Below are 12,766 nucleotides of genomic sequence, written 5' to 3' on the forward strand. Positions count from 1 at the left end.
TTGCCTCTCCTTTACCTCCTCTTTATTCGTAAAAGGTGGTAAAAGAAAAGCTGCAGCCTTGTTTTGCAGCTTTTCTTTTGCTAGTTTTTATCTTCATCAGCACCCTAAAAAAGGAGCGGTTAAACCTGTGGATTATGTCATTGAAATGTTGAATATACGCAAAGAATTCCCTGGCATTGTAGCAAACGACAACATTACGCTGCAGCTAAAAAAGGGCGAAATTCATGCGCTGCTTGGTGAAAACGGCGCTGGAAAATCAACGCTCATGAACGTACTTTTCGGACTATATCAGCCTGAAAAAGGTGAAATCAAGGTACACGGAAAACCTGTGACCATCTCTAGTCCAAATGATGCTAGTGATTTAGGCATCGGAATGGTGCATCAGCACTTTATGCTTGTCGATACATTCACTGTTGCTGAAAACATCATTTTAGGGAAAGAGCCAAAGAAGTTTGGAAAGATTGATAAAGAACAAGCCATACAGCAAGTGCAAGAGCTTTCTGACCGCTATGGTTTGAAAATAGACCCTGCCGCAAAAGTATCTGACATCTCTGTTGGAATGCAGCAGCGTGCAGAAATCTTAAAGACACTTTACCGCGGCGCTGACATTTTGATCTTCGACGAACCAACAGCCGTCTTAACACCTCAAGAAATAAAAGAACTCATACAAATTATGAAAAATTTAATCAATGAAGGCAAATCCATTATTTTAATTACCCACAAGCTGAAAGAAATTATGGATGCCTGTCATCGCGTCACCATTATTCGAAAAGGCCAGGGCATTCGTACACTTGATGTGGAAAGCACCAATAAAGACGAGCTTGCAAGCTTAATGGTCGGCAGGGAAGTTTCATTTAAAACAGACAAAAAAGCAGCCTCTCCTGCTGAGGAAGTGCTTCAAATTCAAGATCTGACTGTAAAAGACGCACGAGGAATCGAAGCAGTCAAACACCTGAACCTCTCAGTGAAGGCTGGCGAAATTGTAGGAATTGCTGGGGTAGATGGCAATGGTCAATCTGAATTAATTGAAGCCATTACAGGTCTGAAAAAATCAGAATCCGGCACGATCATGCTAAACGGGAAAGCCATTCAAAACCTCCCGCCTCGTAAGGTCACCGAATCTGGTATTGGACATATTCCTCAAGACCGTCATAAGCACGGACTTGTGCTCGATTTTTCAATAGGAGAAAATATTTCCTTACAAACATATTATCAGCGCCCTTACTCGAAATTTGGCTTGATGAATATGAAAAACATTTATCAAAAAGCAAAACGAATCATAACTGAATATGACGTACGGACACCGAGTGAATATACAGAAGCACGCGCCCTGTCAGGCGGTAACCAGCAAAAAGCCATTATCGGCCGTGAAGTTGACCGAAATCCTGATTTATTAATTGCCGCTCAGCCGACACGTGGACTTGATGTTGGTGCGATTGAATTTGTTCATAAACGTCTCATTGAACAAAGAGACACAGGCAAAGCCGTTTTGCTCATCTCTTTTGAGCTTGATGAAATTATCAATGTCAGTGATAAGATTGCTGTGATTTTCGAAGGCAGCATGATTGCCATTGTTGATCCAAAAGAAACAACAGAGCAGGAGCTTGGTCTATTAATGGCTGGAAGTACGCAACAGGAAGTGGGGAAAGAAGCAAATGTCTAATCGCTTAACAAATCTGCTGATTCCGCTTATAGCCATTGTACTTGGTCTTTTCGTTGGGGCCATTATTATGCTTGCAAGCGGCTATAGTGTCATCGAAGGCTATGGCGCCCTTTGGAATGGCGTCTTCGGTGAAACATATTATATGGGAGAAACCATCAGACAAGTGACACCTTATATTTTATCAGGACTTGCTGTTGCCTTTGCATTTCGGACAGGCCTCTTTAATATCGGGGTAGAAGGGCAAATGCTCATTGGCTGGGTAGCTGCTGTATGGATCGGAACAACCGTCCATGCACCTGCCTATATCCACCTGCCTCTTGCACTCATCACGGCTGCTGCTGCTGGTGCATTATGGGGCTTTATTCCTGGATTTTTAAAGGCACGTTTTTATGTCCATGAAGTCATTGTCACCATCATGATGAACTACATTGCCCTTCATGTGACGAACTATTTGATCTCAAATGTCTTAACAAGCAATAAAGATAAAACAGAAAAAATCGATGCCACTGCCTCGCTTCGCTCTGGATTTTTTGAGCAAATAACCGATTTCTCACGAATGCATAACGGCATTTTTGTTGCCATTATTGCGGCGGTCGTGATGTGGGTCATTATTCAAAAAACCTCTAAAGGATTTGAATTGCGGGCTGTTGGAATGAACCAGCAGGCATCACATTATGCCGGCATGAACGTTCGCCGCAATATCATTTATGCAATGCTCATTTCAGGTGCCTTTGCAGGGCTTGCAGGCGCAATGGAAGGGCTTGGCACGTTTGAATATGCCTCCATTAAAGGCTCGTTTACAGGCGTCGGTTTCGACGGAATCGCTGTTGCCTTATTAGGTGGAAATACAGCCATTGGTGTCGTTCTTGCTGCACTATTACTTGGTGGATTGAAGGTCGGTGCTTTAAATATGCCGCTTGAATCTGGCGTACCGACTGAGGTCGTTGATATTGTCATTGCGATCATTATTCTTTTCGTCGCCTCAAGCTATATTATCCGTCTTGTCATTCAACAAATGAAGAAAAAGGGGGGAAAATAAGTGGGATTTCTGCAAATTCTTGAAATCATCGTCCCAGCTACACTTGTTTATGCTGCACCACTTATTTTAACCGCTCTTGGAGGCGTCTTTTCAGAAAGATCAGGTGTTGTCAATATCGGTCTTGAAGGTTTGATGGTCGTCGGAGCATTTTCCAGTATTATCTTTAACCTATTTTTTGCTGATACGTTTGGGGCCTTGACCCCGTGGCTTGGGCTTCTCATCGGAATGGTCATTGGCGGATTGTTCTCACTTATTCACGCTGTTGCGACCATTACGTTTAGAGCAGATCAAACGGTTAGTGGTGTTGCCATTAACATGCTTGCGCTTGGCGCTACACTGTTTGTCGTGAAACTTATTTACGGGAAAGCACAAACTGATAAAATTACAGAGCCTTTTTATAAAGGAGATATTCCCCTTTTAAGTGATATTCCGATTATTGGTGATATCTTCTTTAAAGATGTCTATTATACATCCATACTTGCATTAGTTCTTGCGGTTGTTGCTTGGTTCGTTTTATTTAAAATGCCGTTTGGTCTTCGTCTCCGTGCAGTCGGTGAGCATCCAATGGCTGCTGATACAATGGGGATCAAAGTGTACCGGATGCGCTATATTGGCGTCTTCATTAGTGGTCTGTTTGGCGGTCTTGGCGGAGCTGTTTATGCTTCAACCATCGCGCTTGATTTCTCACACGCGACCATTACTGGTCAAGGATTCATCGCTTTAGCTGCGCTTGTATTCGGTAAATGGCATCCATTTGGCGCAATGGGCGCTGCTTTATTCTTTGGATTTGCACAAAGTTTAAGCATCATTGGCTCTCTCTTACCGCTGTTTCAAGATATACCGAACGTGTACATGCTCATTGCCCCATATGTGCTTACGATCCTAGCACTTACTGGCTTCATCGGACGTGCAGATGCACCGAAAGCACTTGGCACACCTTATTTAAAAGGAAAACGATAAATACGATGTATGATCAATCCCCTGAAGGACAAACTATCTTCAGGGGATTTTTGTATGATAAAAACGATAAAACCCCCTGTTTATTTTACTTTTATTACACTTAATTTAGTTTAATAAATAGAAGAGTGTCATTGAATCTTCTACAATTGAGTCAAATAGCATTTGGGGGTGTTTATGTGGCTAATGCACAACAATTGAAATCGATTACAAATGATTCTGACAATAATAAAAGCGTTTTCCGAAAGATCATGTCTTGGAAAATTGGTGTTATTGATCTTCCTGTGTATTTAGTACTTGCAGCGATTATTTTAACTGCCGCTTATTTTAATAAAATTCCAGCAAATATGCTTGGTGGTTTCGCTGTTATTATGATTTTAGGGATTTTCCTTGGAGATGTAGGACAACGTATTCCAATCTTAAAAGATATTGGTGGACCAGCGATTCTTTCTTTATTCGTACCATCGTTCCTGGTCTTTTTTAATGTTCTGAATCCGAACTCGTTGGAAGCGGTTACGTCTCTTATGAAAACGTCTAACTTCCTTTACTTCTATATTTCTGCTCTTGTAGTAGGTAGTATTCTTGGGATGCAGCGAACGGTTTTAGTACAAGGCCTTATTCGTATGTTTGTTCCTCTTGTTGCAGGTACAATTGCAGCTGTGAGTGCCGGAATTCTTGTTGGTCTTTTAGTTGGTTACACACCGCATCATTCGTTCTTCTTTATCATTGTACCGATTATTGCCGGTGGTGTTGGAGAAGGGATTTTGCCATTATCTATTGCTTATTCACAAATTCTTGGTGTATCAGCAGAGTCATTAATTTCTCAATTAATTCCCGCTGCTGTTATTGGGAATGTCATTGCCATTATCTGTGCTGGCGCAATGAAGAAGCTTGGTGAAAAACGCCCTGAACTTAACGGGAATGGTCGTCTTGTAAAATCGAAAGAAGCAAACGAAATTTTCGAGCAGCCAGATATGGACGCAAAAGTTGATTTCGGTTTAATGGGTGCAGGTGTACTCGTTGCTTGTACAACCTTCATCTTTGGTGGTTTGTTAGAAAGCTTTGTTCATATTCCAGGTCCAATCTTAATGATTGTTCTTGCAGCATTAATCAAATACTTAAATGTGATGCCTCAGCATCTTCAAAATGGCTCACAGCAGTTCTACAAGTTTGTTTCAAGAAGCTTCACATGGCCTCTTATGGTTGGTCTTGGTATTCTGTACATTCCGCTTGATGATGTAGCAACTGTGATCTCTATTCCATTTGTATGCGTATGTATCGCTGTTGTACTTGCAATGGTTGGTTCTGGTTACTTCGTTGGGAAATTAATGAACATGTATCCAGTAGAATCTGCGATTGTGACTGGCTGCCACAGTGGACTAGGCGGTACTGGTGACGTTGCGATCCTTTCAGCTTCTGGAAGAATGGGGCTTATGCCTTTCGCACAAGTATCTACACGTCTTGGCGGAGCAGCAACTGTTATTTGCGCAACGATCTTACTTAGAATGTTTACTTAATCCATCCAACACTAAAAGCATGAGCCCTCATGAAGGGCACATGCTTTTTTATATTTCTTTTCTCCTATACGACTTTATTCCTCAGCAGAGACCACTCGTATATATTCTCTCGGCTGAAATGGATATTGTCTTGCTTCTTGATAGGTCATATAGAGAAGATGCTCTGAAAACATCGGCCATTCACTTTCTGACTGCCACCTTTTTTGATCATTTCGTTCTATTAAGAATGCTCCTCCTAAAATCGTGCAGAATATGCTTAAGCTGATGCCCGCTTTTAGTTTCATGTAATCAGCCCCTTTAAGAAAAGCATGTACGAAATACAAAACAATATACAACGAGTTTCATTTTTGATAAAATATTTTTTGTGGTCAAAAGAACTCAAAACAAATGCAGTTGGCTGTAAATCAGTTCAAACCAATGCACTATCTCTGTATTTACGCTATAATTTTATTTACCAGTTCTTTAGAACGTGAATTTATATTGATCGAAGGAGGTTTATTTTCTTGCAGCTTATTCACTTCGCCATCCTATCACCTTTTTTGCTTGCGTTTGTTGTGCCCTTTCTTTTTAAATACGTAAGGCGAATACATACGGGGTGGTTTGTTCTTATCCTGCCTATTCTTTTATTTATCTATTTTGTCCAAATGATCACAATCACATCAAATGGGCGAACGTTGTTCTCACAGGCCGAATGGATTCCTTCTCTTGGAATGAATTTCACTGTATATGTAGACGGTCTTAGTTTGTTATTTGCGCTATTGATTACAGGTATTGGCGCACTTGTCGTCTTGTACAGTATTTTCTACTTATCAAAGGAAAAAGAGCAGCTTGGCTCTTTCTATACGTATTTGTTAATGTTTATGACCGCTATGCTTGGGGTCGTTCTATCTGACAACATGGTGGTTCTTTATTTATTTTGGGAGCTAACGAGTATCTCTTCCTTCCTTTTGATTGGGTATTGGTATAAGCGGGAACGCTCTCGTTACGGAGCAACCAAATCACTGATTATTACTGTTTTTGGCGGATTAGCTATGCTTGGCGGCTTTATCCTTATCTACCTGATCACTGATTCATTCAGTATTCGTGAAGCAGTCAATCAGCTTCAGCTCATTATGGCATCGCCTTATTTTATCCCTGCCATGATCCTGATCTTACTAGGTGCCTTTACGAAATCAGCGCAGTTCCCATTTTATATTTGGCTGCCTGATGCAATGGAAGCACCAACCCCTGTGAGCAGTTATCTGCACTCTGCTACTATGGTGAAAGCCGGCATTTATCTTGTTGCCCGCTTCAGTCCAATCTTTGCTATTTCAGAAGTGTGGTTCTGGACCATTTCTATCGTCGGACTTGTCACATTATTCTGGGGATCATTCCATGCCGTCCGGCAAAACGATTTGAAAGCCATTCTGGCCTTTTCTACCGTTAGTCAGCTTGGCATGATTATGCTCATGCTTGGAGTAGGTGCAGCTGCGATTCATGAAAACAATCCTGCCCTTTTTGGCGCAGCCGTTCTTGCTGCTATTTTTCATCTCATTAACCATGCTACTTTTAAAGGCAGTCTCTTTATGGCAGCTGGTATTATCGATCACGAAACGGGTACTCGTGACATTCGGAAGTTAGGCGGATTAATGACCATCATGCCTATTACTTTTACGATTACGTTAATCGGTACATTCTCAATGGCTGGACTTCCGCCATTTAATGGTTTCTTAAGTAAAGAGCTATTTTTCACAAGCATGATACGGATCTCTGACATCAGCTTTACCGATGTTTCCACATGGGGTGCGATCTTCCCAGCCATCGCTTGGCTCGCAAGTGTGTTTACGTTCATTTACAGTATGATGCTCCTCTTTAAAACATTTAGAGGTCGTCTTCATTTAGATCAATTGGAGAAAAAGCCGCATGAGGCACCGATTGGTATGCTCATCCCGCCAATTATTCTTGCTGCACTTGTGGTCACCTTTTTCTTTTTCCCAAATATTCTAGCTTATTCTGTCATTGAACCTGCTATTGCTTCGATTATTCCTGAAGCGATTGAACCAGGAAAACGTTTTGTCGTGAAAATTGGAGCGTGGCATGGATTCCAGCCAGAGCTTTATATGACAATAGGTGTTATTGCTCTAGGGATTATCGGATATTTGACGTTGTCAAAATGGCGTCCAATGTACAACATATTTAAAGAAAAATGGTCATTTAACTCTTTATATGATCGTTCGCTGACAGGCTTAGAAAAAGGCTCATATCGCCTGACAAACAGCTACATGACAGGTTTCCTTCGTGACTACCTTGTCTATGTGTTTGGTTTCATGATAATCGTGCTTGGTAGCGTGATGTTCTATCAGCAAGCCTTCTCATTTCAAACGGAGCAAGCAGCCCCGATCGGTACGTACGAGGCCATCCTTTCACTTGTGATGGTGGCGGCAACCCTCACGACTGTGTTTGCCCGGTCTCGCTTAACGGCCATTATTGGGCTAGGTGTCATGGGATACACGCTGTCATTATTCTTCGTGATTTTCAGAGCACCTGACCTTGCGCTCACACAGCTGATTATTGAAACGATTTCTGTCGCGCTGTTTTTACTTTGCTTCTATCATCTGCCACAGCTGAGCTTGAAGCAAAAAACGAGAAGGTTCAAATTGACCAATTTGATCATTTCTTTAGGCGTTGGAGTTGTTGTCACCTGTCTTGCTTTCGCTTCAACAAGTCAGCAGTCACTTGACACCATTTCATCCTACTTTATTGAAAATAGCTACAAGCTTGCTGGCGGCGACAACATTGTCAATGTCATTCTTGTAGATTTCAGGGGCTTTGATACACTCTTTGAAATTACCGTGCTCGCCATTGCGGCACTCGGTATCTATGGGTTATTAAAAGCTCAAGGAAAACGGAAGAGAGGCGTGCGGCGATGAGAAAGATTGATACGAATGATATGCTCTTACAAGTCACAACAAAAATCACAGCATTCATCATCTTGCTTTTCTCACTTCACCTATTTCTTGCGGGGCATAACAATCCTGGCGGGGGGTTCATTGGCGGCCTGATGAGTGCTGGGGCTGTCGTCCTTCTGCTCTTAGCCTATGACCTGAAAACAGTGAGACGCATTCTGCCGTTTAACTTTATTTATGTTGCAGCGACTGGGCTGCTCGTTGCGATCCTGACAGGAATGGGATCATTTCTATTCGGTGCACCTTTTCTATCCCATACTTTTGGTTATTTCCAATTACCGTTTCTTGGGAAAACAGAACTGGCAACGGCCGTACTGTTTGATATCGGTGTGTATTTAGTTGTTGTTGGTGTCACCATGACCATTATTCAAACGATTGGAGAGAAGGAATAATGGAATTTTTAATGTCTATTATCGTCGGAATTATTTTTATGGCGGCGACCTATTTATTGCTTTCAAAAAGCCTTCTGCGGGTCATCGTCGGTACTGCCGTTTTGAGTCACGGCGTCCATTTGCTTCTATTAACAATGGGCGGCTTGAAAAAAGGAGCACCTCCTATTTTAAAAGAGGGGCTCACATCCTATGTAGATCCATTGCCACAAGCATTAATTTTAACAGCCATTGTCATTGCTTTTGGTGTGACATCCTTTTTGCTCGTCATGGCCTTCCGTGCCTTTCAAGAGCTTCGAACAGATGACATGGATCAAATGAGAAGAAATGATCAGCATGAATAATCTCGTGATCCTGCCTATTTTAATTCCATTACTAGCCGCGACACTATTGATTTTTATGAATAAGAACATCATGCTGTCGAGAGGCTTTAGTGTCTTCGCCTCTCTTTCAGCCATTATCTGTAATCTCTATTTGGTCCAAACGATTTTCACAAGCGGCATCCAAACACTTTATTTGGGCGGCTGGAAAGCCCCATTTGGGATTGCCCTTGTTGCCGACCAGTTTGCTGCACTCCTTGTGCTGACCGCTTCCATTGTTGGACTTGTCACAGTTCTCTTCTCCTTTCGAACAATTGGTAAAGAAAGAGAGCGGCTGTTCTATTACTCTGGCGTGCAGTTCTTGTTAGCTGGCGTCAGCGGTGCCTTTTTAACGGGAGATATTTTCAACCTGTTTGTATTCTTTGAATTACTGCTAATGGCATCTTACATGCTCATTGTGTTAGGCGGATCAAAGCCTCAGCTTCGTGAATCATTGAAATATATTGTATTTAATATCATCTCGTCGGCATTATTTATTGTCGGTGTGGCTTGCTTATATGCAGTCACTGGTACACTGAATATGGCTGATTTAAGTGTGAAAATAGCTGAATCGGGGCAAACAGGGTTAATTACCGTCATTTCCATTCTGTTCCTAATTGTATTTGGCTTAAAAGCTGGAGTCTTCCCGCTTTATTTCTGGCTGCCAGGATCGTATCATGCACCGCCGGCAGCGATTTCGGCTTTGTTTGGCGCACTGCTGACAAAGGTCGGCTTATATGCGATTGCCAGAGTCTTTACGTTAATGTTTATACATGATACAGGGTTTACACATACACTCATGGCTTGGCTTGCCGCACTAACGGTCATATTCGGTGTCATTGGGTCTATCGCCTATTCTGATGTGCAAAAGATCGTGATTTATAACATTGTCACAGCTGTTGGGGTCATTTTGTTTGGAATTGCAGCCAATACACCTGCATCACTCCAAGGCGCCATTTATTATCTCATTCACGATATGGTGATCAAAGGCGCATTATTTATGCTGGCAGGTGCACTGTTTGTGTATGCTGGTACCAATAATCTGAAAAAAATGGGCGGGCTGATTCAATCCCAGCCTCTCCTCGGCTGGATGTTCTTCATATCGGCTTTATCCCTTGCAGGTATTCCGCCGCTTAGTGGATTTGTTGGCAAGCTAAAAATTGTTGAAGGTGGATTTTCTGCTGGACACATGACATTTTCTATCCTTGTCTTACTGTCCAGTCTTCTTGTCCTTTATTCGATTATGAGGATTTTCATGCTCGCATTTTGGGGAGAAGAACAGGATCTGCCAAGAAAAAAACCATCGATTAAAGGAATGGTGTACCCTGGCGTACTGCTTGTCCTCTTATCGCTTGCGATTGGATTAGGGACAGAATTCATTGCCCCTTATATCAATCAAGCTGCGGAAATGCTTTCAACACCAGAAAAATATATTCAAGCTGTGCTGAAGGAGTAGATAAACATGGCCTTTCAAATATTATTAAACGCTCTCCTCGCCTTTACCTGGATGTTTATGAATGATACATACACAGCCTCAGGCTTTGTATCAGGCTTTGTACTAGGGATGGTCACCATTTTTATACTGCGGCGATTCTTCCCGCAGCGTTTTTATGGCTATGCCCTTTATGCGATTTTCAAGCTCTTCATCATATTTATCAGGGAGCTGCTTCTTGCCAATTTGAGTGTACTAAAGACAGTGTTATCTCCAAAGCTTAAGATCAAGCCTGGTATCTTCGCCTTTCGTACAGACTTAAAAACGGATTGGGAAATCACCATACTTGCTAATATGATTACATTGACGCCAGGTACACTGGTCATTGATATTTCGGATGATCGTTCGATTCTATACATTCATGCGATGGATATTGAAGATGCTGAAAAAGCCATTCATGACATCCGTGTATCATTTGAAAAAGCCATTCAGGAGGTGAGCAGTAAATAATGGAACTCATATTACAAATTTCACTTGGCATTCTCGCGCTATCTACCCTGCTTTTTGTCATCAGGGTCATCAAAGGGCCTTCAATTCCTGACCGTGTGAGTGCACTTGATGCGGTGGGAATCAATTTAATTGGAATGACAGCCATTGTTTCAATATTACTGAAGACGACCACGTTCTTTGAAATTATTTTACTGCTCGGTATCCTTGCTTTTATTGGCACTGTCGCTTTTTCTAAATTCCTTGAGAAAGGGGAAGTGATTGAAAATGATCGTCATCGCTAAAGCCATTGTGATCTTTTTTATCCTGCTTGGCGCGATCCTGTGTCTCATCTCAGCTATTGGTTTACTTCGCTTACCAGATGTTTACACACGTATGCATGCTGCATCAAAAGCATCGACACTTGGCGTTGTCCTCATTTTAGTTGGTGTGTTCTTTCACGAGTGGTTTCTTGCAGGCGTTATCTCTGCGAAAATCCTGCTTGGGATTGTTTTTATCTTCCTGACAGCACCAGTCGGCGCTCATTTGATCGGAAGAGCCGCCTACAATACTGGAGTCAAGATGGACAAACGCAGTGTACAAGATGATTATGGCGGTTTTCGTAACTTTGTGATTAAGCGGAAAGAAGATTCTTATTTATAATAGACGCTGTGATTCCTTTTATGGATGACCGAAAAAATGAAGGACCTAACATGTTAGGCCCTTCATTTTTTTCTAACGAGACAGCAATATCATTCATATCTCCTTAAAATGTCTAGTGTAACAGCAGTCCAAGATAGTCGTCGTTTTGCATTGATTGACATTCAAGTGATAAAAAAAGTAGGTTGCATCCAGTTCCACGTTCAAATATCAATCTTATTGAGATTTAAAAAAAGCTTCCGCTGCACCGGGAGCTTTTTATATGCGATCAATGACAGCAAGTGTGCATCTTGACGTACAGATGTGCCGATCTCGATCATCTTTTATATCGATTTGAAATACCATTGTACGACGCCCTACATGTACAGGAACAGCAGTCGCTGTCACCACTCCATCACGTACAGATTTTAAATGATTGGCATTGATTTCAATACCTGAGCAAACCTGCTGAGTTAAGTCTAAATGAGCAGCAGCCCCCAAGCTCGCCACCGTTTCTGCTAGAGCAGCAGATGCCCCTCCGTGCAGTAAGCCAAATGGCTGTTTTGTTCGGTGATCAACCGGCATTGTCGCAATGCATCGTGACACATTGCACTCGACAATCTCAATCCCCAGTGCCTCAAGCAGTGTATTTGATCCACTCACATCCATCAAGGCCCTCTCCCTTCATTCGTTTACAGTACACTTTCAGATTTTGCAATTAACACCGCTTCTGTTCGAGATCCAACATTCAGCTTATTAAAGATGGAGGTCAAGCTGTATTCAATCGAGCGTTTGCTCAAATGAAGCACATCGGCAATCTCTTGGTTCGTGTACCCTTTTTCCACTTCTCTGAGGATTAGACACTCTCGCTCTGTTAACAGCTCGTGATCGGTCTGCTGCGCTTGTTCTGGCTTTTCTTGCTGCTGTGAAATTAATTTCTTTAAATAGGATAGCTGAATGACAACTTCTCCTTGCAATGTGCGGTGTATGTATTCAATAATTTTGTCTTTTGTCTCTGTTTTACTAATTGCACCATGCAATCCAGCCCGAATGGCCTCTTCAAAATAATCATCTACTTCATACCCAGTATAAATGATAATTTTCACTTGTTGGTTTGTTTCTAGAATTTGTTTCGCAATGTCCATTCCATTGATATCCCCGAGATTTAAATCCATCAAAATCACATCATAGATGGAAAAGTCATGCGTCTTTAAAAAGGCGGCTTCTGCATCAGGACTTAAACAATCGACTGATAGCTGCTGATCTGATTCTAATATGCTTTTTGTCCCTTCCATGACAGCCGGATGATCATCAATGACCAATATCTTCTTCATGTCTTC

General features: G+C 41.9%; 14 protein-coding genes. 11 read left to right on the forward strand and 3 right to left on the reverse strand.

The window, feature by feature from the left end; all coding sequences use genetic code 11:
- Window positions 1-127: 127 nt before the first annotated feature.
- The 4 genes from NPA43_RS14240 to NPA43_RS14255 all read left to right on the forward strand — a co-directional run bounded on the left by NPA43_RS14240 (window position 128) and on the right by NPA43_RS14255 (window position 5,176).
- The gene (locus NPA43_RS14240; RefSeq protein ID WP_249704927.1) at window positions 128-1,663 is read left to right on the forward strand and encodes an ABC transporter ATP-binding protein; all 1,536 of its coding nucleotides are present in this window, start codon (window positions 128-130) and stop codon (window positions 1,661-1,663) included.
- Window positions 1,656-2,702: an ABC transporter permease gene (locus NPA43_RS14245; RefSeq protein WP_099727097.1), complete on the forward strand. Its 1,047-nt coding sequence runs from the start codon at window positions 1,656-1,658 to the stop codon at window positions 2,700-2,702. The genes NPA43_RS14240 and NPA43_RS14245 overlap by 8 nt, the downstream gene beginning before the upstream one ends.
- Window positions 2,703-3,662, forward strand: coding sequence for an ABC transporter permease (locus NPA43_RS14250; protein WP_256498981.1), 960 nt, complete (start codon window positions 2,703-2,705; stop codon window positions 3,660-3,662). It abuts the gene before it with no gap.
- Between the two features lie 176 nt (window positions 3,663-3,838).
- Window positions 3,839-5,176, forward strand: coding sequence for a 2-hydroxycarboxylate transporter family protein (locus NPA43_RS14255; protein WP_099727095.1), 1,338 nt, complete (start codon window positions 3,839-3,841; stop codon window positions 5,174-5,176).
- A gap of 74 nt (window positions 5,177-5,250) precedes the next feature.
- On the opposite strand, the gene NPA43_RS14260 is transcribed toward NPA43_RS14255, so the two are convergent.
- The gene (locus tag NPA43_RS14260) at window positions 5,251-5,460 is read right to left on the reverse strand and encodes a hypothetical protein (RefSeq protein WP_099727094.1); all 210 of its coding nucleotides are present in this window, start codon (window positions 5,458-5,460) and stop codon (window positions 5,251-5,253) included.
- Window positions 5,461-5,679: 219 nt separating this feature from the next.
- Here NPA43_RS14260 and NPA43_RS14265 point away from each other — a divergent pair, with 219 nt between their 5' ends.
- From NPA43_RS14265 to mnhG, 7 genes are read left to right on the forward strand one after another with little or no spacing between them, the layout of a single operon-like run.
- Entirely contained in the window at window positions 5,680-8,085 is a 2,406-nt protein-coding gene (locus NPA43_RS14265) for a Na+/H+ antiporter subunit A (RefSeq protein ID WP_256498982.1), read from the forward strand.
- Window positions 8,082-8,513: a Na(+)/H(+) antiporter subunit B gene (locus NPA43_RS14270; RefSeq protein ID WP_099727092.1), complete on the forward strand. Its 432-nt coding sequence runs from the start codon at window positions 8,082-8,084 to the stop codon at window positions 8,511-8,513. The genes NPA43_RS14265 and NPA43_RS14270 overlap by 4 nt, the downstream gene beginning before the upstream one ends.
- On the forward strand, window positions 8,513-8,854 hold the full coding sequence (locus NPA43_RS14275; protein ID WP_256498983.1) for a Na(+)/H(+) antiporter subunit C: 342 nt from the start codon (window positions 8,513-8,515) through the stop codon (window positions 8,852-8,854). Before NPA43_RS14270 ends, NPA43_RS14275 begins: the two co-directional genes overlap by 1 nt.
- Window positions 8,847-10,325, forward strand: coding sequence for a Na+/H+ antiporter subunit D (locus NPA43_RS14280; protein ID WP_099727090.1), 1,479 nt, complete (start codon window positions 8,847-8,849; stop codon window positions 10,323-10,325). Before NPA43_RS14275 ends, NPA43_RS14280 begins: the two co-directional genes overlap by 8 nt.
- A gap of 6 nt (window positions 10,326-10,331) precedes the next feature.
- Complete coding sequence (locus NPA43_RS14285; RefSeq protein ID WP_099727089.1) at window positions 10,332-10,811, forward strand: Na+/H+ antiporter subunit E; 480 nt, start codon at window positions 10,332-10,334, stop codon at window positions 10,809-10,811.
- On the forward strand, window positions 10,808-11,092 hold the full coding sequence (locus tag NPA43_RS14290) for a Na(+)/H(+) antiporter subunit F1 (protein WP_099727088.1): 285 nt from the start codon (window positions 10,808-10,810) through the stop codon (window positions 11,090-11,092). The genes NPA43_RS14285 and NPA43_RS14290 overlap by 4 nt, the downstream gene beginning before the upstream one ends.
- Window positions 11,076-11,450, forward strand: coding sequence for a monovalent cation/H(+) antiporter subunit G (gene mnhG, locus NPA43_RS14295; protein WP_256499683.1), 375 nt, complete (start codon window positions 11,076-11,078; stop codon window positions 11,448-11,450). The genes NPA43_RS14290 and mnhG overlap by 17 nt, the downstream gene beginning before the upstream one ends.
- Window positions 11,451-11,705: 255 nt before the next feature.
- Here the strand turns inward: mnhG and NPA43_RS14300 are convergent, their stop codons facing one another.
- The gene (locus NPA43_RS14300) at window positions 11,706-12,095 is read right to left on the reverse strand and encodes a hotdog fold thioesterase (RefSeq protein WP_256498984.1); all 390 of its coding nucleotides are present in this window, start codon (window positions 12,093-12,095) and stop codon (window positions 11,706-11,708) included.
- Between the two features lie 23 nt (window positions 12,096-12,118).
- Window positions 12,119-12,760: a two-component system response regulator ComA gene (locus tag NPA43_RS14305; RefSeq protein ID WP_058013793.1), complete on the reverse strand. Its 642-nt coding sequence runs from the start codon at window positions 12,758-12,760 to the stop codon at window positions 12,119-12,121.
- Window positions 12,761-12,766 lie beyond the last annotated feature (6 nt).

It is taken from the genome of Bacillus pumilus (genome assembly GCF_024498355.1).
Lineage (GTDB): Bacteria > Bacillota > Bacilli > Bacillales > Bacillaceae > Bacillus > Bacillus pumilus_P.